Here is a 23620-nt window from a genome sequence, read left to right as displayed (position 1 = left end):
TCAGGCGATCGCCTCGGCCAGCAGCGCGGGCTCCACGTTGCCGCCCGACAGCACCGATACATAGGTGTGCGCGGGCGGAAGCTCGTCCCCGCGGAAGAGATAGGCGGCGGTCGCGACGGCGCCGCCCGGTTCGGCGATCAGCCGCGCCTCCCGCGCCAGCCGCCGCATCGCCTGCCGGATCTCGTCCTCGCTCACCGCGACGATGCCGTCGACGAACTCCCGGATGTGCGCGAAGGTCAGGTCGCCCACCCGCTGGGCGCGCAGCGCGTCGGCGACGGTCCGCGCGGTGTCCTCCGGCGGCCACGCCACCGGCCGTCCCGCCAGCACGGACGCGCGGGCGTCGGCGGCCAGCTCCGGCTCCACCCCGATCACCTTCGCCTCCGGCCGCAGCCGCTTCACCGCCGCCGCGACCCCGGAGATCAGCCCGCCCCCGCCGACCGGCACCAGGACCACCTCGACGTCGGGGCGGTCCCGGACGATCTCCAGCCCGACGGTGCCCTGCCCCGCGATGATCCGGCGGTCCTCGAACGGCGGGACGAGGGTGAAGCCGTGCGCGTCCGCGAGCTTGCCGGCCGTGGCGGTCCGCGCCTCCATGGTCGGCTCCACGTAGACGATCTCCGCGCCGAGCGCCATGCACGCCTCCACCTTCACCGCCGGGGCGGTGTGGGGGACCACAAGGACCGCGCGGATCCCGAAGGCGCGCGCCGCGAACGCGACCGCCTGCGCGTGGTTGCCACTGGAATGGGCGACCACGCCGCGTTCGCGCACCCGTTCGGGAAGTGCGGAGATCGTCGCGTACGCGCCGCGCAGCTTGAACGCGCCGATCGGCTGAAGCGATTCGACCTTCACCAGCAACGCCGGATCCGACAGCGGGAACGGCACGAGCGGAGTGCGGACCGCCATTCCGGCCAGCCGTTCCGCCGCCCCTTCGATCTCTTCGAGCGACACCAGATCCGCCATGCCAGGGAGCCTATCCGGCGGGCCTCTCACCAGGGACGGTACGCACCTGGCGTGATCGAGGTGACGATTGTGCCCGATGACACACTAACTTCGCGTCATCGCCGCTGTTCAGGAGGCTACTCAGCGTGATCTTTTCCGAAAACAAGGGAGAAATCGGTCTTGACCCGCCACACTAGGAAACAGTCCACCCGCGCCGAGAGCGGGACAAAGGGGGAGAGAAAACGTGGAAAGCACCAGCGAGCGCCTGCTGACCCCCGGAGAGGTCGCCGCCCTCTTCCGGGTCGATCCGAAGACGGTTACGCGCTGGGCCGCGGCCGGTCGGATCAGCAGCATCCGCACTCCCGGGGGCCACCGCCGCTTCCGCGAGTCCGAAGTGCACGCTCTGCTCCGCGGAGAAGAGCCGGTCGCGCGCTGACACCGCGGGGGGCGACCCCCACGACCTCCGCGACGGCCCACCGGCCATCGGCAGGGGGCCCCGCCCCCCGGCACCACCCCTGGCACATCCCGGCCCGAAGCTTCGCCCAGCCCCCCTGAAGAAGTCTCGGCCCGGAGACAAGCCGGCAAGCTCCAGCACGGCAGGCGTGGCGGAAGTCCCCCGAACCTCCACGCTGTGCTTATTGCATGCGCGAGCTGCGCTCCTCGCCTGGCGGCTCGTCGCTTGTCGCGCATGCGGCGATCGCTGCATCGCTCCGACTCGCCCAGGGGCTCGCTTCGCGATCAGTTCCTCGCAGGCTCGGAACTGCCTTCGGACGCGATCGCAGCGCCTGAGCGACCGTTCGGGGCCGGGGTTACGGGCTGAGCTCGTTCGAAAGGGAAGGGCCGCGCGGCGCCTCTTTCGGTGGTCAGTCCTCGCTCCGGCCGGCCTTGTACTCCTCGAACACGCGGAGCAGTTCCTCGTCCCCGTCCCGCCACTCCCGCCGCCTGTCCTCCATCTCCTCCTCGGTGACGGACCCGGGCAGCAGCCGGTCGTAGTCGGGATCGCCGGGGCCGATCTCCACGTAGGCCTGGGCGATGATCCGCCCCTCGTCCCGGCCCTCACCGGAGTCGCCGAGGACGCTGTGAGGGACCCGGAGCGTGCCATCGGGAAGCCGGATCACGTACATCGTCGATCACCTTCGGTGCTCATCGTCGCCGGCCTGCATCAGATTCCGTACCTGCGGTTGAAGAAGAGCATGACGTCCAGCGCCATTCGGATGTCGCCGGCGAGCATATCGACCAAAGCGGGCCGCTGCCGGGCGGAGATCGCCGCGAACGCGTCGGCGAAGAACTCGCGGCGGCCCAGCGTGTCGGGCTGCCGGTGGAACTCGCTGGCGAGATGCGGCCGGCACCGCTCGTACAGCTCGCGGAACGCCGGGCTGTCGGAGCGCCAGCCGTCCTCCCCGTCGATGTCGTCGAGGGCGTGCCCGACCTCGTGCATCATCACGTCGGGGGTCGGGGACGGCCGGTCGCCCACGACGATCTTGCCGTCGCCGTACGCGCCCGCGCAGATGTCCCAGGTCGCCCGGCCGGACGGCAGCGGCCGGTCGCGCAGGTGGCCCATGTCGTCCAGCTGCGGGACGCCGCCGGGCCCGACGTAGATGCCCTCCAGCCCGCCCGCCAGCTTCACCTTCAGCTGGTCGGGCAGCGCGGCCAGGCTGTCGACGGCCCGGATCACCTCGGGCGGCGGCGGGCCCCGGCGCTCATCCCACTGCCGGTACAGGACGCTCTCCAGGACGCCACAATGGTCCAGCCCGTCGGCCATCCGCGGCGCCCCGGGCCGGCGCGGCCGAGCGCGCGGCGGCGGCTCGGCGCCGGGCTCGTCGTCGAGCTCGAAGTCGCTCCAGGAGTAGACGCGGGGGCGGGCATCGGAACCGGCCTCAGGACGGCCCGGCGCGCGTCCCGGCGGGCGCTCGGGGACCGAGCCCGGCAGGCGTGCGGCGGCGTCGGCGGCCGAGCGCGGCGTCAGGGCGTCCTGCCCCCTGGCGGCCTGCTCCCTGGCGGACCACCCCGTGGCGCCGCGTCCGCCCGCGGCCCGTCCGGCGGCGGACCCTCCGGTGGCCTGCGCCTCGCGTCCCAGGAGCTGCTGTGCCTCCTGCGCCTCGCGGCCCAGGACGTCCTGCGCCTCGCGCGCCTGCGCCTGCGGCGTCTCGCGCGGCACCCTGCGGAACCGGCCGAACCGGTCGCGCGGCTGCTTGCTCCGCGGCCTCGGCAGGAACCGGCGCGGCTCCGCGCGCCGTTCCACACGGCCCCCCGCCTCGGGCGGCGACGGGGCGTACGCGGCGTCCCTCGTCCCCCGGGGTCTGCGGTGGATGCCTTTGAAGCGCATCAGGCTCCTCTGTCAGCGGGCCCCCGTTCGCAACAAGCGTCAGGCCCCCCGAGGAAGCGTAAGCCGAACCCCGACCCCCCGTCATCCCCTCCCGTCGGCGCCACCCTCGATCAGCGTCTACGCTCATGGGCATGCCCTATGTGCTGCTCGCACTGATCCTCATCGGAGTGTGGCTTTTCGCGCTCTTCGACGTGCTCAGCACCGACGAGGCCGGCGTACGGCACCTGCCGAAGTTCGCCTGGTTCATGGTGGTGCTCCTCGGGCTGCTGCCGGGCGCCGTGCTCTGGCTGCTGGCCGGTCGCGTCCGGCGGCAGGGCGCCCTGCCCGCGGCGAGCTCCGGCGGTCCCCTGCCCGGAACGGCGAACGCCGGACCGCCCGCCGAGGCCCCGAAGGGCCCCGAAGACGATCCGGCGTTCCTGCGCGAACTCGAGCGCCGGCTCCGCGAGGAGGACTAGGCCCCTCCCGCCGCGGGCGTGCGATCGCGTCCGAAGGCAGTTCCGAGCCTGCGAGGAACTGATCGCGAAGCGAGCCCCTGGGCGAGTCGGAGCGATGCAGCGATCGCCGCAGGCGCGACAAGCGACGAGCCCCCAGGCGAGGAGCGCAGCTCGCGCATGCAATAAACACAGCCCAGCCCCGAACGGTCGCTCAGGCGCTGCGATCGCGTCCGAAGGCAGTTCCGAGCCTGCGAGGAACTGATCGCGAAGCGAGCCGTCAAGGCGAGTTCGGAGCGATGCAGCGATCGCCGCAGGCGCGACAAGCGACGAGCCGCCAGGCGAGGAGCGCAGCTCGCGCATGCTCAGGCATAAGAGTGCAGGCCGGAGAACATGTAGTTCACGCCGAAGAAGTTGAACAGCAGCGCGGCGAACCCGATCAGCGACAGGACCGCGGCCTTGCGGCCCTTCCACCCGGCGGTGGCGCGGGCGTGCAGGTACGCCGCGTACACGACCCAGGTCACGAACGACCAGATCTCCTTGGGGTCCCAGCCCCAGTAGCGGCCCCACGCCTCGTCCGCCCAGATCGCGCCCATGATGATCGCGGCGGTCCAGATCGGGAACGCGAACATGGTGACCCGCACCGACAGCCGGTCGAGCACGTCCGAGCCGGGCAGCCGGTCGAGGAAGCCGCCGCCACCGGCTGCGCTCCGCGCCTCCTGCCGGATCTTGAACAGGTAGAGGATGGTCGAGGCGCCGCCGACGGTGAACGCGCCGGTCGCGACGATCGCGGCCGAGACGTGGATGGCGATCCAGTACGAGTTGAGCGCCGGGACGACCGGGCCGACCGAGTCGTACAGCCAGATGTTGGCGACGCCCAGGCCGACGACCGCGGCGAGGGACACGAACGCGCCCAGGAAGCGGGCCTGGAAGCGCCACAGCACGATCAGGAACGCGGTCACCGCCGCGAACGTGATGGCGGTGAGGAACTCGTACATGTTGCCCCACGGCCAGCGCTCGCCCGCCAGGCCCCGGGTCACGATCACGCCGAGGTGCGCGGCCCAGCCGAGCACGTTCAGGACGACCGCCAGCCGCGCCCAGTCCACGGCGCGCCCCCCGGCCTCGGCGTCCTCGCCGGCGGCGGCTCCGGAGGTCTCCGCCTTCTCGGCGCCCGCCGCGCCCACCAGGACCTTGGCCTCGGCCTTCCGCCCGGCCCCGGCGGCGCGCGAGGCGGCACCGCGGCGCGAGAAGCCCAGGTCGGCGGCGTAGGAGACCATGGCGACGATGTACAACACCACGGTCGTCAGCATGAGCTTGTCGCTCAGGTTCGCGAGGTCGGCACTCCCCACCCTCGTCACTCCTTAGTTTCGGTCGCCGACGCGGGATCCGAGTCGCCTTCGGGCTCGTCGGTCTCGTCGGGCTTGTTCGGACCGCGCAGCGCGGACACGATGTCCTCGAACTCAGGGGTCGGGTTCCCGAGCGTGAGCCCGCCGACCTCGACCACGGTACGCCCGCCGTCCCCGGCCCTCGCACGGACCCACACCCTGCGGCGCCGCACCATGAACGAGGCCGCCACTCCGACGACCGCGAGGATGGCCGCCACCAGCGCGGGCATCCGCCCGGGGTCGTGGTTCACCGACAGGGCCGTCCACTCGCGCATCCCGTCGAAGGTGACGGACCCGGCGTTGCCCGGCAGCGTGAACGTCTCCCCCGGCTCCAGCAGCTTCTGGCCGTCCTTGACCGGCTGCAGCGTCTTGCCGATGCCCTCCAGCCGGTAGACCGACTGCGGGGTGCCGGAGTCGAGCCCGATGTCGCCCTTGAACGAGGAGATCGTGACCATCGGCCGCAGCGGCGCCGGGAACCCCGACACGATCTGCTTCTGGTCCTCGGAGGGGACGGCGGTCGGCCACAGGATGGCGTAGAACGCCAGCTGCTCGGGCTCGGCGTCGGGCGCCTTGATGACGCCCTCGGAGGTGTAGTTGCGCTGCTCCATCGGCAGGAACGGCACCGAGTCCTGGAAGGCGACGTTCCCCTTGGCGTCGCGGACCGTGAACACCGGCGCGTACCCGTGGTTGATCAGGTAGATCTTGGCCCCGCCGACGGAGAGCGGATGGTTGACGCGCAGGTTGTAGGGCTGCTCGCGCGACGCCGGCGACTCCCGGAAGCGCATCTTCGCCTGGTAGTCGGTGGCCTGGCCGCGCTTGGGGCCGCCGGTGGCGTACTCGGCGGTGAAGTCGTCCAGCGACAGCGAGAACGGCGGGAGGCGGTCGCTGTCGAACCGGCTCCCGGGCTCGAACTGGTCGTACTGGGCCAGGGCGTTGGCGAACGACTTGCCCTCGGTGACGACGACGTTGCCGCGGTACCCGAAGATGTTGCCCATGCCCAGGGCGAACAGCAGCGCCAGCAGGGCGAGGTGGAAGACCAGGTTGCCGGTCTCGCCGAGGTAGCCCTTCTCGGACGCGACCGAGCCGTCGCCGACGTCCACGCGGAAACGCCGCCTGCGCAGCACCTTGCGGGCCTCGGCGAGCACCTCCTCGGGGGCGGCGCCGGTCTCGTACGACTCCGACTGCGGCAGCCGCGACAGGTTGCGCGGCGCGGCCGGGGGACGGGCCCGCATCGCCTTGTAGTGCTGGAAGGCGCGCGGGATCACGCAGCCCGCCAGCGACACGAACAGCAGGATGTAGATGGCCGCGAACCAGGGCGCGGCGAACACGTCGAACAGCGACAGCCGGTCGAACCACGGCGCCAGCGTCGCGTGCTTCTCGAAGTACTCGGCGACCTTCTCGGGGGCCTGCCCGCGCTGCGGCAGGATCGAGCCGGGCACCGCACCGAGCGCCACCAGGAACAGCAGGATCAGCGCCGTCCGCATGGTGGTGAGCTGCCGCCAGCCCCAGCGCGCCCAGCCGATCGGGCCGAGCCCCTTGGGCCGCGGCGCCTCCCGGGGCGGCCGCCGCTCGGCCGGCCCCTCGGTGGCCGCCTCGGCGGCGTCCGTCTCGGCCGCGGTGTCCGCGGCCGGGTCCGTCGTCTTCGCCATTCTCAAATCACCGTCTCGAAGCCGCCGATCCACGACTTCAGCTCGATCGTCAGGTCGCCCCACAACCCGGTCACCAGCAGCAGGCCGATGGCGACGAGCATCCCCCCGCCGATCCGCATGACCAGCCCGTAGTGCCGCTTCACCGCGCCGAAGGCCCCCAGCGCCCGCCGGTAGGCCAGTGCCGTCAGGACGAACGGCAGGCCCAGGCCCGCGCAGTACGCCAGCGACAATAGTGCGCCGCGTCCCGCGCTCGCCTCGCTGAACGACAGCGCCTGCACCGCCGCCAGCGTCGGGCCGATGCACGGCGTCCAGCCGAGCCCGAACAGCACGCCCAGCAGCGGCGCCCCGGCCAGCCCCGCGGCGGGCAGCCGCCCCGACTTCAGCGTGCGCTGCAGCCCGGGGACGAACCCCATGAACGCCAGCCCGAACACGATGGTGGCCACGCCCAGCACCCGGGTGATCGGGTCCTGGTACTCCAGCAGCCAGCGGCCCAGCCCGCCGAACGCGGCCCCGGCCGTCACGAACACCACCGTGAACCCGGCGATGAACAGCCCCGCCCCGGCCATCAGCCGGCCGCGCCGCTGCTCGGCCAGGTCCGCCCCGGACATCCCCGTCACGTACGACAGGTAGCCGGGCACCAGCGGCAGCACGCACGGCGACACGAACGACACCAGCCCGGCCAGCACCGCCAGCGGCGCGGCCAGCAGCAGCGACCCGTTCGCCACGGTCTCCGCGGGGTTCATGGCCTCGCCCGCGCTCGACGGCTCGCGCGGCTCACTGTTCGGCGAGGAGTTTGGTGACGAGCGGGTTCAGCCTGGAGTAGGTGGTGGCGCCGATGATCCGGGCGGCCACCCGGCCCTGGCGGTCGAGCACCAGGGTGGTCGGGATCGCGTTCGGCGGCACCTCGCGGAACGCGAGCGTGATCTGGCCGTCGGCGTCGAACAGGCTCGGGTAGCCCACCTTGAACTTGCGCTCGAACGCCTGCGCGTTGGCCTTGCCGTCCTTGAACGCCACCCCGAGGAACTCGACGCCCTTGCCCTTGTGCTCGGCGTGCACCTCCTCCAGCGAGGGCGCCTCACCGCGGCACGGGGCGCACCAGGACGCCCAGAAGTTCACGACCGTGACCTTGCCCTTGAAGTCGGTGAGCGCGACCTTCTCGTCGTCGAGCGTGGTCCCCGAGGCCCGCGGCGGCGCCTTGCGGTCGGCCGCCTTGATCTCCTGGACGGCTCCGTCGCCCGCGATGAAACGGTTGTCGCTGCCGCCCGGACCGCTCTGCGAGGCGCTGGTGCCCGCGCAGCCGGCCAGCAGCGCGCACGCCGCCGCGGCAGCGGCGACGGCGCGCACCGGGGACACTCGGGGGCTCAACGGACCCTCCTACTACAAGACGTAGTACTCAATCTAGCGGCAGTGTCAGGCACCCGCGACACTGGGGCCCTTGGCGATGCCCGCCGCGGGCTCGCAGTAGGCCACCTCGACCAGCCGGGTGCCCTCGAAGGCCAGGCTCGTGACGCTGGCCAGCCCGCACTCGCGCTTGATCGGATGGTGCCAGAGCCTGCGGTGCTCGGCGTGCAGCCGTAGGATCCAGATCGGCAGCTGGTGGCTGACGCACACCGCCTCGTGCCCGCGCGCCGCCTCCCGGGCGCGGACCACCGCGCCCCGCATCCGCTTGACGATCTCCTTGTACGGCTCGCCCCACGACGGCCGGAAAGGGTTGAGCAGGTACCGCCAATGCTCGGGACGGCGCAGCGAGCCCTTCCCCACGCCGAAGGTCATGCCCTCGAAGTGGTTGTCGGCCTCCAGCAGGCCGTCGTCCACCGTCACCGGCAGGTCGAACGCCTCGGCCATCGGCGCGGCCGTCTCCACGGCCCGCTGCATCGGTGAGGAGTACAGCGCGGTCACGTCCCGTTCGCTGAACCACCGGGCCGCCGCCTTGGCCATGAGGACCCCGTCCTCGCTCAGGCGGTAGCCCGGCAGGCGCCCGTACAGGATGCCCTCGGGATTGTGCACCTCACCGTGCCGCAGCAGGTGAACGATCGTCTTGTCAGTCATCGCGTCGCCAGGTTACCCGCGTGCCCGCCCGTTACCGGCCACAGGCTCGTCCTGTCTCGTCCTGTCTCGTCCCAAGGGCCTTCCGGTCAGGTCGCCCACTCCAGCCGCTCCAGGAAGCCCCGCTCGTCGCGGGCGTATTCGTCGAAGGCCCGGCGTACCTCGGCGAGGTCGTCCACATGGGTGCGATAGAGGAGGTTCCGCGGGCTGTCCTTGTACTCCAGCTCGTACCCGGTTCCGCCGCCCGGCCGCGTCTCGGGCGAGACCTGGATGAAGTGGCGGCCGAACAGGACGAGGACGGCGAAGGGGTTCTCCGCGGGGCTCAGACGTCCCAGGACGTCCTGGACGAGCCCGCGGTCGGGATCGGCGACGACCATGCCGTCACCGGTGTGGAGCCGGGTCTCGGGATGGGCGGTCCGGGGCTCCAGGTTGTGGACGAGCCCGCGCCCGGGGTCGTAGCAGACCAGGCCGTGGGCCCTGGCGAGGGCGTACACCTGGGTGGAGATCTCGTCGGCCTGCTCCGGGGCCGTCCGGACGACCGCGTACCGCGGCCCGCCGTCGTCCAGGTCCGTGTCAGGGAAGGCCTTGGCGAACTCCTGGACGAACGCGGCCACCGCAGGGTGCGGCGGGATGCCCGTGCGGGCGTCGGGCGCGACCGTACGGGCCGCCCGATCCGCCGTGATCTGTCCAGGTTCATGCCAGATGACCAGCTCGAACGACATGCTAGGCATCCGTCCAGGATTCCAGACGTTCAGCGGCGTGGAGGGGTCAATGCGGGACGAGGGTCTGCGGGGTGGCGGTCAGGGCGATGAGGTCGGCGGGGACGGCGGCGCGGAGGGCGTCGGTGGCGGCGCGGATGCCGGGGCGGCGGGCGGCCTCCCCGCGCCAGACGGCGTAGACGCGGCGGCTGAGCGGCGAGCTCAGCCGGACCACGTGGACCTCGGACGGGACGTCGCAGCGGCCCATCCGGGGCAGGATCACGTTGCCGAGCCCGGCGGCGACCAGGGCGAGCTGGGTGGCGAACTCGTAGGCCATGTGGTCGATCTTCGGTTCGGCGTCGATCGAGCGGAGGGTGCGCAGCAGCCAGTCGCAGCAGATGCTGTCGGGCGAGGAGCTGATCCAGGGGTCGCCGGCCAGCTCCTTGAGGTCGACCTCGTCGCGCCCGGCCAGCGGATGGCCGGGCGGGAGGGCGACATCGGCGACGTCGTCGCAGATCAGGCCCTTGCAGAGGCCGTCGGGCAGGGGGAGCGGCTCGTTGTTCCAGTCCTGGACGACGGCCATGTCCAGATCGCCCCGGGCGACCAGCGGCATGCTCTGCAGCGGGTCCTCCTCGCGCAGCAGCACCTGGAGGCCGGGGTGGTCGGTGCGCAGCCGGGCGAGGGCGGCGGGGACGAGGCCGCGGATGGCGGTGGGGAAGGCCGCGAGGGTGAGGCGCCCGACGACGGCGCCGCGGTGCGCCTCCAGGTCGGCCTGGGCCTGCTCGACCAGGGACAGGATGCGTGCGGCGTGCTCGACCAGCAGCACGGCGGCGTCGGTGAGGCGCACGCCGCGGCCGTTGCGCTCCAGGAGCTTCTGCCCGGTCTCCCGCTCCAGCTTGGCCAGCTGCTGGGAGACGGCCGAGGTGGTCACGTGGAGGACGTCGGCGGCGGCGCTCACCGAGCCGTAGGTCGCGACGGCGTGCAGCGCCCGCAGCCGTTCGAGATCAAGCATGTAGTAACTCTAAAGCGTCCCCTCAAGGAGTTCTAGATTGTCCTAAATCCTGCCGGGCGCCAGCATGGGCGCATGGAGGGCATCTTCGTTCCGCTGGTCACGCCGTACACCGCCTCGGGAGAGGTGGACGCCGCGGCGCTGGAGAAGGTCGCGCGGCGCTGCCTGGAGGGCGGTGCGGCGGGCCTGGTCGCGCTGGGCACCACCGGCGAGGCCGCGCTGCTGGACGGGGCGGAGCGGCGCACCGTCCTGGAGGTCTGCCGCGCCGTCTCCATCGAGCACGGCACGCCGCTGGTCGCGGGCGCCGGGGCGATGGGCACCGCGGACACGATCGCGCAGGCCCGCGAGCGCGCCCCGCTGGCGGACGCGCTGCTGGTGGTGGTGCCCTACTACGTGCGGCCCTCGGACGAGGGCGTCCTCGACCACTTCGCCGCCGTGTGCGCGGCGGTGGACGTGCCCGTCCTGGCGTACGACGTCCCGTACCGGACGGGCAAGCGCCTCACGGCGGAGACGGCGCTGCGGCTGCTGTCCCTGGATCGGGTCGCCGGGATGAAGCTCTGCCCGGGGGCGATCGACCAGGACACGCTCGCCCTGCTGGCCGCCCGTACGGGCAAGGCCGTGCTGTGCGGGGACGACGCCTACGTCCACCCGATGCTGCATCTGGGCGCGGCAGGGGCGATCGCCGCCTCGGCCTGCCTCGCCCCGGAGGCGTTCGCGGGCATGGCCGAGGCGGTACGCACGGGCGACACAGCGCGCGCGCTGGCGCTGCACAACGCCCTCCTGCCGATGGTGGACGCCCTCTTCAGCGAGCCGTCGCCGGCCGTCCTGAAGGCGGCCCTCGCGGAGGTGGGGCTGATCGGTGACCCGTCCGTGCGGGCGCCGCTGCACCCGCCGCGGCCCGAGCCGGTCACCCGCGCGCTCTCGGCGCTACACGCGACCCGCGCGCTCGTCTAGGACGCCGGGTAGGACGCCTGGGCGGCGGCGCGGGCGGCGTGCGGGAGCGCGTCGGTGATGCGCTCCAGGGCCCGCTCGTCGTGGGCGGCGGACAGGAACCAGACCTCGTACGCCGACGGCGGCAGGTAGACGCCGCGTTCCAGGGCGGCGTGGAAGAAGGCCGCGTAGGCCTTGCCGTCCTGGCGCTGGGCTGCGGCGAAGTCGCCGACCGGCTCGTCGGTGAAGAAGATCGAGAACAGGTTGCCCGCGGTCTGCAGCCGGTGCGGCACGCCCTCCTTCTCCAGGGCCTCGGACGCGGCGGCGGCGACGAGCGCGGCCGACCGGTCGATCGCCTCGTACACCTCGGCGGTGGCGTTGCGGAGCGTGGCGAGCCCGGCGGCGGTGGCCAGCGGGTTCCCCGACAGCGTGCCCGCCTGGTAGACGGGCCCGGCGGGGGCCAGCCGGTCCATGATCTCGGCCCGGCCGCCGAACGCGGCCGCGGGCAGCCCGCCGCCCATCACCTTGCCGAAGGTCATCAGGTCGCCGGGCACGCCCTCGATCCCGTACCAGCCGGAGGCGGAGGCGCGGAACCCGGTGAGGACCTCGTCGATCACCAGCAGCGCGCCGTTGCGCTCGCACAGCGACTTCAGCAGCCGGTTGAAGTCGGGCAGCGGCGGCACCACGCCCATGTTGCACGGCACCGCCTCGGTGATCACGCACGCGATCTCGTGGCCGAACTCGCCGAAGGCGGCCTCGACCGCGCCGACGTCGTTGTAGGGCAGCACGACGGTGTCGGCGGTGGTCGCGCCGGTCACGCCGGGGGTGTCGGGCAGCGCGAGGGTGGCCACCCCGGAGCCGGCGGCGGCCAGCAGCGAGTCGACGTGGCCGTGGTAGCAGCCGGCGAACTTCACGACCTTGGAGCGTCCCGTGAAGCCGCGGGCCAGCCGGATCGCCGACATCGTCGCCTCGGTGCCGGAGTTGACCAGCCGCACCTTCTCGACCGGGGCGCGGGCGGTGATCTCCTCGGCCAGCTCGACCTCGCGGGGCGTGGGCGCGCCGTAGGAGGTGCCGAAGGCGGCGGCGTCCTGGACGGCCTCGACGACGGCGGGGTGGGCGTGCCCGAGGATCATCGGCCCCCAGGAGCAGATCAGGTCCACGTACTCGTTGCCGTCGGCGTCGGTGAGGTACGGCCCGTGCCCGGCGGTGACGAAGCGCGGGGTGCCGCCGACCGCGCGGAAGGCCCGCACGGGCGAGTTCACCCCGCCCGGAACCACCCGATTCGCCCTGTTGAACAACTGTTGGGAGACTTCAAATTCGGTCACGTGCCCAGTCTGACAGTTGCAGTTCGGCATCTGCTCTTGACCACGGCGCTAAGCGGCCGATATTCCACCAAGTACACAAAAACCCGCGGCGCCACATGGGCGTCGACACGCACCGGCGCCGGCCGTACTCGGAGGGATGGCTCGCACGTGGTTGACGGCTGGACGGTCCCGGGCTTCACCCACGTCCAGGAGCTGGGCGGCGGCATCTGCGGCCGGGTGATGCTCGCCCTCGACGATCTCACCCAGACCAAGGTCGCCATCAAGTACCTCGACTCGCGCCTGGACGGCGACGAGGCTTTCCTGTCGCGGTTCCGCGCCGTGGCGCGCAGCCTGTCGCAGCTCGAGGACCCCAACGTGGTGGACTTCTACGAATTCGTGGAGTCGCCGCAGGGCACCGCGATCGTGATGGAGCGCGTCGACGGCTTCGGCCTGCGGCGCATGATCGCCACCCAGGGCCCCACCGGGCCGCTGGCGGCCCTGGCGCTCTTCAGCGGCACCCTGCTCGGGCTCGCCGCCGCCCATGCCAAGGACGTGGTGCACGGCACGCTGCGCCCCGCCGAGATCCTCGTGGACGACGACGGCAACTGCCGGCTGACGGACTTCGGGATGGCGCGGGCGGGCACCGAGGCGCAGACCAACCCCGGATACGCGGCGCCCGAGCTGTGGGGCGGCGCCCCGGCCGGGCCCCCGGCGGACCTGTACGCCGCCACCGCGATCTTCTTCGAGTGCCTGACCGGGCATCCGCCGTACGGCGGGCGCAGCCAGTCGGCGATCTCCAAGGCGCACCGCGAGGGGCCGATCCCGGTGGAGGCCGTGCCCGGCCCGCTGCGCGCACTGATCGAGCAGGGGCTGGCCAAGGATCCGGAGCGGCGGCCCGCCTCGGCGGCCGACTTCCTCGGCGCGGTCGAGGACGCCGCCGTCGACGCCTACGGCCCGGCCTGGCTCGCCCAGGGCCGCAGCCGCCTGATCGAGCTGGCGGAGGCGACCGCGCGGCAGCCCGAGCCGGCACCCGCCAAGGCGCCCAAGGTCCCCAAGGCGCCCAAACCGGGGAAGGCCGCCAAGTCGCACAAGGCGGCGCACGCGGCGCCCGCCGCGCCGCTCGCAGCCGACGCACCCCCGGCCCCGGCCCCAGGCCCGGCTCCGGCTCCTGCGCAGCCTGCCGCCGCCGCAGCGCCGCCCGCGCCCCCGGCCCCGTCCCCCGCTCCCGGCCCAGGCTCGGGCTCGGGCTCGGTGCCGGGCGGGGAGGGCCGCGGCGGCGGAAAACGCGGCCGGTCGCTGGTCATCGCCGCCGCCCTGGCCGTCCTGGTGATCGCCGGGAGCACGGTCGGCGCCGCGGTGCTGCTCGGCGGCAAGGACGACCCCGCCCCGGTCGACCCGACCGGCAGCGCGTCCCAGCCCGCCGTGGAGCCGCCCACGCCGGCCAACCCGGCCGCCGGCGCCCTCGCCACCCGGATCGAGCAGGCGACCGCGCAGGCGCCGGGCGCCTCGTTCTCCTACCGGCGCACCGGCTGCTGCGGCGCCGCCGCACTCGCCAAGGGGACGTTCGGCCTGGTCCCCAACGGTTCGCCGTCGTACGCCATGTCGGTCTCCGGCAGCGGCGAGACCCGCCGCTCCGCCCGCGCCATCCTGGTGGGCGACGTCGCGTACGTGATGGCGGGCAAGGCGTGGCGCTCGGCACCGGCCGACGGGCAGGGCGCCGGGTACCCGTCGCTGGTCGCGCAGGCCCGCTGGGGCAGCTCGGTCGTCAACATCACGGCCCTGCTCCAGGCGAGCACGTCGTTCAAGAAGGTGGACCAGGTCTACCAGGGCACCGCACCGCTGGACCGGCTGAGCCGGATCCAGACGGTCGGGTCGATGTACGGCCGGCTCGCCGGCGCGACGGGCGCGCAGCACGTCGCGTTCGCGCTCCGGCTGGACCGTGCGGGACGCCCCGCGCACCTGTGGTTCCGGGCCCAGGGCACGGACAAGGCGCGCACGCAGGTCGTCCAGGCCACCTACACGGGGTGGGGTCGCCGGGCCGCCATCGCCGCGCCCAGCACCCCGCGCTGACCGCCGAACCGCGTAGCGCCCGTCCCTCGTCCGGGACGGGCGTTATCCGGCGGCCTCACAGCTGTCGGAGAGGACTTCCAGGAGCCGCAGCGGGTCGGGGAGCGGGTCGCCCTGCGGCGGGCGGATCCAGGCCACCTCACGGCCGTACGGGAGCACCGAGGGCGGCGCCACGACGTAGCTGTCGCGGCAGTGCCACCGCATCCCGGGGGTCTCGGCGATCGACTCGGGCGAGGTGTCCAGATGGCACGACCACCACTCGTCCTCGTCGACCGGCGCGCCGCGGGTCGCCACGAAGAACAGGTACCGCTCGCCGCCCACGGACGCGACCGGCCCCACCGGCAGGCCCTCCCCCTCGATCCGGGCCAGCGCGAGCTCGCCCGCGGCGGCCGGGACGTCGAAGACGTCGAAGACCCGCCCCGTCGGCAGGATGATGTTGGCGTCCGGGCGCTTGCCCCACCAGCGGGCCAGCTGGTCGGGGTCGATGCTGGCGTGCAGCGCCCACGCGCCCGACACCGGGTGCGCGCCGGGGTCGGGACAGCCCACCCGGTCGCACGAGCACGCCCGGTCGCCGCCGGACGGATGGGCGCCGGGGGTGCAGGGCCAGCCCAGGGCCGCGTACGCCCGGGCCGCGGACGCCATCCGGTCCCGGGCCGCCTTCTGCCGTTTACCCGAGACCGCCAGCATCGTCGTCCCCCTCTGCGTGGAGGCCAGGCGCGGGGCGCGAACTCGTAGGCAGGCGCCGCGACCGTGGCCGAGAGCAGTTCCCTTGGTAACGATGATGCCCGTGCGCCGTGTGGCGGCACACGGCGACCCCCGGGAAACGGCTCTAACTGACTAGCCGGAAGTGATTACCGGTAAACGATCACCCCGCCCCTCCTGGCGGGGGACCGCGTCAGCGCGGGAGGGTGCGGGCCACGTCGGCGGCCCAGTAGGTCAGGATGATGTCCGCGCCCGCCCGGCGGATCGCGGTGAGCGACTCCATGATCGTGCGCTCCCGGTCCACCCAGCCGTTGGCCGCCGCCGCCTCGATCATCGCGTACTCGCCGCTGACCTGGTACGCCGCCACCGGCACCTGCACGCTGTCGCGCACCCGCCGGACGATGTCGAGGTACGGCCCGGCGGGCTTGACCATCACCATGTCGGCGCCCTCGTCCAGGTCCATCCGGACCTCCAGCAGCGCCTCCTCGGCGTTGGCCGGGTCCTGCTGGTGCGAGGCGCGGTCGCCGAACTGGGGCGCGCACTCGGCCGCGTCGCGGAACGGGCCGTAGTACGCGGACGAGTACTTCGCCGAGTACGCCAGGATCGCCACGTCGTGGTGGCCGGCCCCGTCCAGCGCGGTGCGGATCGCGCCGACCTGGCCGTCCATCATCCCGCTGGGCGCCACCACGGCCGCCCCGGCCGACGCCTGCGCCACCGCGATCGCCGCGTACCGCTCCAGCGTCGCGTCGTTGTCGATCTCACCGGTGGAGGTGAGGATCCCGCAGTGCCCGTGGTCGGTGAACTCGTCCAGGCACAGGTCCGTCATCACGACCGCGTCGTCGCCCAGATCCGAGGACAGGTCGCGCAGCGCGGTCTGCACCACCCCGGCCGGGTCGTCGGCGCCCGAGCCCACGCCGTCCTTGACCGCGGGCACGCCGAACAGGATCAGCCCGCCCACGCCCGCGTCGACCGCCTCCTGCGCGGCCTTGCGCAGGCTCTCCCGGGTGTGCTGGTAGACGCCCGGCATGGACGGGATCGGCTGCGGCTCGCCGATGCCCTCCTTGACGAACATCGGCAGCACCAGATCGGCCGGGCTCAGCCGGGTCTGCGCGACCATCCGGCGCAGCGCGGGCGTGCGCCGCAGCCGCCGGGGCCGCGCCACGGGAAACCGAGCAGTCATGATCCTTCTCTCCGGGTACCGGTCGGGGCGCCGGCGGCTCACCTGCGGCGGCGGGCGCCCCGGCGCATCTGGCTGGGCTTGCGCAGCGGGTCGCCGGCCTCGACCTGGGCCGTCCTCCGCCGCGCACCGTACTCCGCCAGCGCCTCGGCGAGCGCCGACACCGACGGCTTGTCCGACATGACGTCCACGCGCAGCCCGTACTCCTCGGCCGTCTTGGCGGTCTGCGGGCCGATGCAGGCGATCACCGTCACGTTGTGCGGCTTGCCGGCGATCCCGATCAGGTTCTTGACCGTCGAGGACGAGGTGAACAGCACCGCGTCGAACCCGCCGCCCTTGATCGCCTCGCGGATCGGGGCGGGCGGCGGCGCGGCCCGGACCGTGCGGTACGCGGTGACGTCCTCGCACTCCCAGCCCAGCTCGGTCAGCCCGGCGATCAGCGTGTCGGTGGCGATGTCGGCGCGCGGCAGCAGCACCCGGTTGATCGGGTCGAGGTCCTCGTCGTAGGGCGGCCAGACCTCCACCAGGCCCTCGCTGGACTGCTGCCCGGACGGCACCAGGTCCGGCTGCACGCCGAACTCCACCAGCGCCCTCGACGTCTGCTCGCCCACGGCGGCGACCTTGAGCCCGGCGAACGCGCGGGCGTCCAGGCCGTAGTCGGAGAACTTCTCCCGGATCGCCTTCACCGCGTTGGTGGAGGTGAACACCACCCACTCGTACCGGCCGGTGACCAGGCCCTTGACGGCGCGCTCCATCTGCTGCGGGGTGCGCGGCGGCTCGACCGAGATGGTCGGCACCTCGTCCGGCACCGCCCCGTACTCGCGCAGCTGCTCCGACAGCGACGCCGCCTGCTCCTTGGTGCGCGGCACCAGCACCCGCCAGCCGAACAGCGGCTTGGTCTCGAACCACGACAGCCGGTCGCGCCAGCCCACCACGTCCCCGACGATGATCATCGCCGGGGCCTCCATGCCCTTGGTGTCGGCGGCCAGCCGGTGCAGCGTGGAGACCACGGTCTCCTGCTCGGTGGTGGTGCCCATGGTGGTCATCGCGGCCGGGGTGGTGTCGGGACGGCCCACCGCCATCAGGCCCTTGGCCACCTCCGCCACGCTGTTCTCCGCGCCCAGGATCACCAGCGTCGCCTCGGGCGAGGAGAAGCGGTCCCAGGCCACCCCGCCCGCACCGGCGTCGATGATCCGGACCTCGCGGTGCTTGGCGTCGGTCAGCGGGATGCCCGCGTACCCGGGCACGCCGGTCACCGCGGACACGCCCGGCACGACCTCGAACGGGATCCCGGCCTTCTCCAGCGCCCCGCCCTCGGCGGCCAGGCCGCAGGCCAGCCCCGGGTCGCCGTGGAACAGCCGGACGACGTTCTTGCCCGCCTTGGCGGCCCTGGCGGTCAGCTTGCCCGGGTCGGCCTCGGCCGTGTCGAGGATCTCCGCGTCAGGACGGCAGTGGGAGAGGAACTCGTCGTGGCAGAGCGCGCGGTGGACGACGACGGCGTCGGCGCGGCCCAGCGCCTCGGCGGCGCGCAGCGTCAGCAGGCCGGGGTCGCCCGGGCCCATGCCGACGAGCGCGACCGTGCCGTACCCGGCCCGGGCCCCGCTCCTGGCGGTGGTCCCCGTCTCGGGGGCGGCGGCGTCCTGCGGGTCGGTCGTGGCGGTCGGGTCGGTCGTCGCGGTCGTCGTGGTCGTCTTCGTCCCGGTCTCGCCGCGCCGCTTGGCGGGGCTCGCCGGACTCTGCTTCGCGGGGCTCAATCGCGCTCCCCCATCAACTGGTCGGCCCCCCGGTCGAGCAGTTCGGCCGCGAGCTCGCGTCCGATCCGCTCGGCCTGATCGGGGTGGCCGCTTGCGGACAGCCGAATCTGGCGGCTCCCGTCGTGGGCGACGACGGCCGCGGTCAGACGCAGCTCTTGTTCTCCTTCGGCAGCGTATGCTCCCACGGGCGCGGAGCAACCCGCCTCCAGCACCGCCAGCACCGTGCGCTCGGCGGTGACGGCCGCGCGGGTGGCAGGGTCGTCGACCGTTCCAAGCAGCTCCCGCAGCTCCGAGCGGTCCGCCCGGCACTCCAGCGCCAGCGCGCCCTGCCCGGGCGCGGGCAGCATCTGGTCGGGCTCGAAGATCTCGGCGATCTCCTCCTCCCGCCCGATCCGGCGCAGCCCCGCGTACGCCAGCACCACCGCGTCCAGATCACCCTCGGTGATCTTGCGCAGCCGGGTGTCGGCGTTCCCGCGGATCGGCACCACGTCCAGGTCGGGGCGCATCGCCCTCAGCTGCGCCACCCGCCGCGGCGAGCCGGTGCCCACCCGGGCGCCGCGCGGCAGATCGGCCAGCTTGAACGGGCCGCACAGCGCGTCCCGGGGGTCGTCGCGGCGCGGCGTCGCGGCCAGCACGATCCCCTCGGGGTCCGCGGTCGGCAGGTCCTTCAGCGAGTGCACGGCGAAGTCGACCTCGCCGGCCAGCAGCCGGTCGCGCAGCTCGTTGACGAAGACGCCGGTGCCGCCGATCTGGGCGAGCAGGGCCCTGGAGACATCACCCTCGGTGGTTACCCCGACCAGCTCCACGGCATGCCCTGTACGCTGCGTCAACGCGTCCGCGACCAGCCCCGACTGGGTCGTCGCCATCAGGCTCTTGCGCGTTCCGAGTCTCAGCGCGGTCACTGTCCCGCCCCCTTGCGCTCCCCGGCCCCGCCATCGCCCGCGATGTCGCCCGTGATGTCGCCCGTGATGTCGCTCGTGATGTCGCCGGCCATGTCGGCGCGCGCGACGGCCTCCGGGACCTTCGGATCGAGGTCGAAGAGCTCGCGCAGCGCGTCGGCGTAGGCGTCACCGCCCGGCGCCGAGGCCAGCTCCTTGACCCGTACGGTCGGCGCGTGCAGCAGCTTGTCCACCACGCGCCGGACGGTCTGGGTGATCTCCCGGCGGGCGCGGTCGTCCAGCTCGGGCAGCCGCCCGGTCAGCCGGGCCAGCTCCGCGTCCACCACCTCGGCGGCCTTGCTGCGCAGCGCCACCACGGTCGGCGCGACCGCCGCGGCACGGGCCGCGCCGAGGAACACCGCCACCTCGTCGCGCACGATCCGGCGGACCGCCTCGACCGCCTCAGGACCGATCGCCTCGGCGGCCTCCTGCGCGGTGCGCAGGTCGTCCAGCCCGGCCAGCTCGGCGCCGTCCAGGGCGCGCACGCCCGGGTCGATGTCGTGCGGCAGCGCCAGGTCGAGGAAGAACCGGCGGCGGCCGTCGGCGCCCACGCCCCGCTCGGCCAGCCGGTCGGCGGTGAGCACCAGCCCGGCCGCGCCGGTGCACGACACCACCAGGTCGGCGGCGGCCAGCTCGCCGTCCAGCGCGGCCAGCTCGACCGCGCGGGCCGGCACGGGCGCCGACTCGGCCAGCCGCACCGCGCGGTCGTAGGTGCGGTTGGCCACCACGATCTCGCGGACGCCGGCGCGGCCCAGCGTCGCCACCGCCAGCCCGCTCATCGCCCCGGCGCCGACCACCAGCGCCCGGACCTCCTCCATCGGGCCCAGATGCGCGGCCGCGACCTCCAGGCCCACGCTGACCAGCGACGCGCCGGCCTTGTCGATCCCGGTCTCGTGGTGGGCCCGCTTCCCGACCCGCAGCGCCTGCTGCAGGACGTCGTACAGCTCCCGGCCGAGCGTGCCGCGCTCCTGCGCCAGCCGGAACGCCTGCCGCAGCTGCCCGAGGATCTGCCCCTCGCCGACGACCATGGACTCCAGCCCGCACGCCACCGAGAACGCGTGCTGCACCGCCCGGTCCTCGTAGTGGACGTACAGGTGCCGCGACAGGTCGTCCAGGGGGATCCCCGAATGCCGGGACAGCAGGTTCGAGATGGCGGAGACACCGCCGTGGAACTTGTCGACCACCGCGTACACCTCGACGCGGTTGCAGGTGGACACGATCGCCGCCTCGCCGACGTGCGCGCAGTCGTGCACCTCGTGCAGCAGCTTCACCAGGTCGTCCCCGGTGACCGCCGCGCGTTCCAGCATGGCCACCGGCGCGCTCCGATGGCTCAACCCGACCACCAACACGCTCATCGCGCGCAACACCGTCCAGACTCGCTCACGCCGCGCCCGCGCCCGCGGGCCCTGCCCTGTTCCCCGCCCGTCCCGGCCACGCTCATGCCTCTACCGCCTCTACGTACTGCGTCGTCCCAGGGGGTTCATCGGCGCCGGTCAGCGGCTCGTAGTCGCCGGGGCCGCCGGCCTTGCGCTGCTCGTGGAAGGCGAGGATCTGCAACTCGATCGACAAATCGACCTTACGCACGTCTACTCCGTCGGGCACCGAGAGCACCACCGGGGCGAAGTTGAGCACGCTCGTCACGCCCGCCGCGACCACCCGGTCGCACACGCCCTGGGCCGCGGCCGCGGGGGTGGCGATCACGGCGATGGACACGCCGCGCTCGGCGATGAGGTCCTCCAGCCGGTCGATGTTCTCCACCGTCATCCCGGAGATCTCCTGGCCGACGATGGACTCGTCGGCGTCCAGCAGGCCCGCCACGCGGAAGCCGCGGGAGGCGAAACCCCCGTAGCCGGCCAGTGCCCGGCCAAGGTTACCCACACCGATGATGGCGACCACCCAGTCCTGGGTGAGCCCCAGCTCGCGGGAGATCTGGTAGACGAGGTACTCGACCTCGTAGCCGACCCCGCGGGTCCCGTACGAGCCGAGGTGCGACAGATCCTTGCGCAGTTTCGCGGAGTTGACCCCGGCGGCGGCGGCGAGTTCCTCGGACGAGACGGTGGCGACCCCGCCGTCCTGCAGGCTGTGCAGGGCGCGCAGGTACACCGGCAGACGCGCGACCGTGGCTTCGGGGATGCCACGGTCGGTGCGGTCGCGGTTGCGGTTCTGTCGAGGTGTCACGGCCTGCTCTCGGGGACTCGACGCTGGGGACGGGGCCCGAGAACCCCTCACCCCGCTCTGGGGCCCCGACGGATTCGGCACGGCCCCACGGGGCTATCCCTCAGGTTAAGCCTTTGTGAATAGGCGCACAAAGTCGCCCCCCGCGCAAGGGGTCCGGCCGATTCTCGTCGCGAACCGCCACAACCCCTGCCACCAGCGGTTTCGCGGTGATCCCCGGAGGGGCCGCCCGGTGGGGCGGGGGTCCGCCGGTGTGACCGACAAGACATTCCGGGGTCACCGAATTACAGCCGTGTCACGCGGGCTTCCGCAATTCCGCTATGGCGCCGCGCAGCCGGTCCTCGTCCACCCGCCAGAAGTCGTGCTGGACGCCGTTGATCAGGGTGACCGGGATCTGCTCCCAGTAGCGCCGGGTGTCCTCCTCGGAGAGCGTGATGTCGCGCTCCTCCCAGGCGACGCCCAGATCGGCCGCGACCCGCTCGATCACCGCGCGGGCCTCCTCGCACAGGTGGCAGCCCGGCTTGCCGTACATCGTGATCAGGATGCCGTCCACGGGGGCGCTCACCGGATCGGCCGTTCGGGGGCGGCGGGCGCCGCGCGGTGCGGACCGGTGCCCGGGCCGCGCCCGGGCTTGGGGCCGGGGCCACCGGGGCCGGACGGCAGCGGCGGCAGCTTGGCCGCGCCCAGCTTCAACTCGATGACGTTGGTGGCCAGCACGTGCGTCCGGGACTCGGCGTTGAAGCGCCGCAGATGCGCCTGCCGCTGGTGGGCCGCGAACGCGGCCTCGTCCCGGAACAGCTGGTAGAAGATCCGCTGCGTGGGCGCGTTGACCACCTCGTGGCAGGCGAAGATCAGCGTCTCCGGCTCGGCGGTGCGGGCCGCCTGCACCAGTTCCCCGGCCTGCCGGTCGAACGCCTCCTCGCGGCCGTCCAGCAGCGTGTAGACGGTGATCTGGCCGCACGCGGCGGACAGGTCGGCCCCGCCGCCCGGCGCCCCCGGCACCCCGGGGACCGCCGCCTGCTCGGGGATCAGCGCGCGCAGGTCGTCGTTGGCGGTGGCCGAGGGGGACTGTTCGGCGAAACGCCCCGCGGGCTCCTCCCCCGGCGCCGGGTCGGGGAACCTCAGCTCCCCTCGCTTGCGGGCGCGCCGCTCGGAACGCGTCTCGGGCGGGGTCGGCGCGGCGGCGTACCCCTGCTGCTGGTGCGCGTACCCCTGGTCGGCGTAACCGGGATCGGCGTAGCCGGCCTCCTCGTAGCCGGTGGCGGGCTCGTCGTACTCGCCGTCGGCGTACGCCTCCTCGTCGTACACCGGGACGGTCCGCATCGCGCCGTACCAGACCAGGCCGGCGGCGCCTCCGAGGGCGATCACCGCGAGCGCGCCGGGCAGGAAGCCGCGGGTGCCGCCGACGACCAGCACCGCCGCCAGCGCGACCAGCGCGATCGGGATCAGCAGATCGGCGGCCGCGCGGTCCTGCTTGCTCGCCAGCAGCGCCGTCACCGCCAGGCACGCCACCAGCGCGATCACCGCGATCGCGTGCGCGCCGTCGATGAGCAGCAGCGGCAGCGCGTCGTAGGTCTGCCCCGGCTTGGGCAGCTTCTTGGTGAACGAGCCCTTCGTCGGATCGACCAGCAGGATGACCACCGCGATGATGCTGTAGGAGATCGCGAACAGCCACGCGCCGAAGCGCACCTGCACGTACCGGGCGATCAGCTCGATCATGCCCAGGGCCAGCCACACCGGCGCCAGCAGCGCCGCGCCCAGCTCCGTCATCCGGAACAGCGGGCCGTTGAAGCCGATGAGGAATCCCAGCGTCATCGCGATGAGCGCCAGCGACAGCCCGACCTGCGTCGCCGACCACGCGATCAGGTAGAGCTGCCGGTCCTTGTGGGCGCGCTGGACCAGCAACCCGGTGGCCACTAAAGCACCCAGGGTCGCCGGCAGCGCGAGAAGAGCGTCGACCATCGCGCCCCATGGTGCCCGATGCGGGACGCCTACGGGTAACCGCTCCCCGTCCCGCGGCGTTGTGAGGTGAAAGTCCGTCTCCGGTGACGGTCACAGGCCGGGAGTTCGCGCCGAAACCACCATTGCCT

The 23620-nt window shown here is 73.3% G+C and carries 23 protein-coding genes; 4 read left to right on the top strand and 19 right to left on the bottom strand.

Features of this window, described 5'->3' with window-relative positions:
- Window positions 1–960 carry a threonine ammonia-lyase gene (locus ACZ466_RS26250; protein ID WP_378284309.1) on the bottom strand — a complete coding sequence of 320 codons (960 nt, stop codon included), beginning with the start codon at window positions 958–960 and terminating at the stop codon, window positions 1–3.
- Between the two features lie 223 nt (window positions 961–1183).
- Between ACZ466_RS26250 and ACZ466_RS26245 the strand changes: the two genes are divergently transcribed.
- Complete coding sequence (locus ACZ466_RS26245; RefSeq protein WP_378284310.1) at window positions 1184–1375, top strand: BldC family transcriptional regulator; 192 nt, start codon at window positions 1184–1186, stop codon at window positions 1373–1375.
- Window positions 1376–1802: 427 nt separating this feature from the next.
- On the opposite strand, the gene ACZ466_RS26240 is transcribed toward ACZ466_RS26245, so the two are convergent.
- Both ACZ466_RS26240 and ACZ466_RS26235 read right to left on the bottom strand, forming a co-directional pair.
- Entirely contained in the window at window positions 1803–2063 is a 261-nt protein-coding gene (locus tag ACZ466_RS26240; RefSeq protein ID WP_378284311.1) for a hypothetical protein, read from the bottom strand.
- Between the two features lie 38 nt (window positions 2064–2101).
- Window positions 2102–3265: a hypothetical protein gene (locus tag ACZ466_RS26235; protein ID WP_378284312.1), complete on the bottom strand. Its 1164-nt coding sequence runs from the start codon at window positions 3263–3265 to the stop codon at window positions 2102–2104.
- Between the two features lie 131 nt (window positions 3266–3396).
- Between ACZ466_RS26235 and ACZ466_RS26230 the strand changes: the two genes are divergently transcribed.
- A complete protein-coding gene (locus ACZ466_RS26230) occupies window positions 3397–3720 on the top strand; it encodes a PLDc N-terminal domain-containing protein (RefSeq protein WP_378284313.1) in 324 nt (107 codons plus the stop codon).
- A gap of 341 nt (window positions 3721–4061) precedes the next feature.
- Here the strand turns inward: ACZ466_RS26230 and ccsB are convergent, their stop codons facing one another.
- From ccsB to ACZ466_RS26195, 7 genes are all read right to left on the bottom strand, one after another.
- Window positions 4062–5045 carry a c-type cytochrome biogenesis protein CcsB gene (gene ccsB / locus ACZ466_RS26225; RefSeq protein WP_378284314.1) on the bottom strand — a complete coding sequence of 328 codons (984 nt, stop codon included), beginning with the start codon at window positions 5043–5045 and terminating at the stop codon, window positions 4062–4064.
- 5 nt (window positions 5046–5050) lie between these two features.
- Window positions 5051–6730, bottom strand: coding sequence for a cytochrome c biogenesis protein ResB (gene resB, locus ACZ466_RS26220; RefSeq protein ID WP_378284315.1), 1680 nt, complete (start codon window positions 6728–6730; stop codon window positions 5051–5053).
- A gap of 2 nt (window positions 6731–6732) precedes the next feature.
- On the bottom strand, window positions 6733–7473 hold the full coding sequence (locus ACZ466_RS26215; RefSeq protein WP_378284316.1) for a cytochrome c biogenesis CcdA family protein: 741 nt from the start codon (window positions 7471–7473) through the stop codon (window positions 6733–6735).
- A 31-nt stretch (window positions 7474–7504) separates the two neighbouring features.
- Window positions 7505–8095 carry a TlpA family protein disulfide reductase gene (locus tag ACZ466_RS26210; protein ID WP_378284317.1) on the bottom strand — a complete coding sequence of 197 codons (591 nt, stop codon included), beginning with the start codon at window positions 8093–8095 and terminating at the stop codon, window positions 7505–7507.
- Window positions 8096–8140: 45 nt separating this feature from the next.
- A complete protein-coding gene (locus ACZ466_RS26205) occupies window positions 8141–8779 on the bottom strand; it encodes a histidine phosphatase family protein (protein WP_378284318.1) in 639 nt (212 codons plus the stop codon).
- 86 nt (window positions 8780–8865) lie between these two features.
- Window positions 8866–9498 carry a hypothetical protein gene (locus tag ACZ466_RS26200; RefSeq protein WP_378284319.1) on the bottom strand — a complete coding sequence of 211 codons (633 nt, stop codon included), beginning with the start codon at window positions 9496–9498 and terminating at the stop codon, window positions 8866–8868.
- A gap of 46 nt (window positions 9499–9544) precedes the next feature.
- Window positions 9545–10486 carry a LysR family transcriptional regulator gene (locus tag ACZ466_RS26195; protein WP_378284320.1) on the bottom strand — a complete coding sequence of 314 codons (942 nt, stop codon included), beginning with the start codon at window positions 10484–10486 and terminating at the stop codon, window positions 9545–9547.
- Window positions 10487–10558: 72 nt separating this feature from the next.
- On the opposite strand from ACZ466_RS26195, the gene ACZ466_RS26190 reads away from it, so the two are divergent.
- Complete coding sequence (locus ACZ466_RS26190; RefSeq protein WP_378284321.1) at window positions 10559–11437, top strand: dihydrodipicolinate synthase family protein; 879 nt, start codon at window positions 10559–10561, stop codon at window positions 11435–11437.
- Here ACZ466_RS26190 and hemL read toward each other — a convergent pair.
- Window positions 11434–12738 carry a glutamate-1-semialdehyde 2,1-aminomutase gene (gene hemL, locus ACZ466_RS26185; RefSeq protein ID WP_378284322.1) on the bottom strand — a complete coding sequence of 435 codons (1305 nt, stop codon included), beginning with the start codon at window positions 12736–12738 and terminating at the stop codon, window positions 11434–11436. The two genes, ACZ466_RS26190 and hemL, sit on opposite strands and share 4 nt — an antisense overlap.
- A 147-nt stretch (window positions 12739–12885) precedes the next feature.
- Between hemL and ACZ466_RS26180 the strand changes: the two genes are divergently transcribed.
- Complete coding sequence (locus ACZ466_RS26180) at window positions 12886–14787, top strand: serine/threonine-protein kinase (protein ID WP_464043971.1); 1902 nt, start codon at window positions 12886–12888, stop codon at window positions 14785–14787.
- A 42-nt stretch (window positions 14788–14829) separates the two neighbouring features.
- Here the strand turns inward: ACZ466_RS26180 and ACZ466_RS26175 are convergent, their stop codons facing one another.
- The 8 genes from ACZ466_RS26175 to ACZ466_RS26140 all read right to left on the bottom strand — a co-directional run bounded on the left by ACZ466_RS26175 (window position 14830) and on the right by ACZ466_RS26140 (window position 23447).
- Entirely contained in the window at window positions 14830–15471 is a 642-nt protein-coding gene (locus ACZ466_RS26175; RefSeq protein WP_378284324.1) for a bifunctional DNA primase/polymerase, read from the bottom strand.
- A 208-nt stretch (window positions 15472–15679) separates the two neighbouring features.
- Complete coding sequence (hemB, locus tag ACZ466_RS26170; protein WP_378284325.1) at window positions 15680–16666, bottom strand: porphobilinogen synthase; 987 nt, start codon at window positions 16664–16666, stop codon at window positions 15680–15682.
- A gap of 38 nt (window positions 16667–16704) precedes the next feature.
- On the bottom strand, window positions 16705–18417 hold the full coding sequence (locus ACZ466_RS26165) for a bifunctional uroporphyrinogen-III C-methyltransferase/uroporphyrinogen-III synthase (protein ID WP_378284326.1): 1713 nt from the start codon (window positions 18415–18417) through the stop codon (window positions 16705–16707).
- Window positions 18414–19283, bottom strand: coding sequence for a hydroxymethylbilane synthase (hemC, locus tag ACZ466_RS26160; protein ID WP_378284385.1), 870 nt, complete (start codon window positions 19281–19283; stop codon window positions 18414–18416). Before hemC ends, ACZ466_RS26165 begins: the two co-directional genes overlap by 4 nt.
- Before the next feature lie 32 nt (window positions 19284–19315).
- The gene (locus ACZ466_RS26155; protein WP_378284327.1) at window positions 19316–20710 is read right to left on the bottom strand and encodes a glutamyl-tRNA reductase; all 1395 of its coding nucleotides are present in this window, start codon (window positions 20708–20710) and stop codon (window positions 19316–19318) included.
- Window positions 20711–20792: 82 nt separating this feature from the next.
- A complete protein-coding gene (locus tag ACZ466_RS26150) occupies window positions 20793–21533 on the bottom strand; it encodes a redox-sensing transcriptional repressor Rex (protein WP_378284328.1) in 741 nt (246 codons plus the stop codon).
- Between the two features lie 292 nt (window positions 21534–21825).
- Complete coding sequence (locus ACZ466_RS26145; RefSeq protein ID WP_378284386.1) at window positions 21826–22062, bottom strand: glutaredoxin family protein; 237 nt, start codon at window positions 22060–22062, stop codon at window positions 21826–21828.
- Window positions 22063–22091: 29 nt separating this feature from the next.
- Complete coding sequence (locus ACZ466_RS26140) at window positions 22092–23447, bottom strand: putative quinol monooxygenase (protein WP_464043969.1); 1356 nt, start codon at window positions 23445–23447, stop codon at window positions 22092–22094.
- Window positions 23448–23620 lie beyond the last annotated feature (173 nt).

The sequence above is a fragment of the Actinomadura rugatobispora genome, from assembly GCF_055379765.1.
Note: the sequence above shows the minus strand (reverse complement) of the source record. Positions and strands in the feature narration are given on the sequence as shown.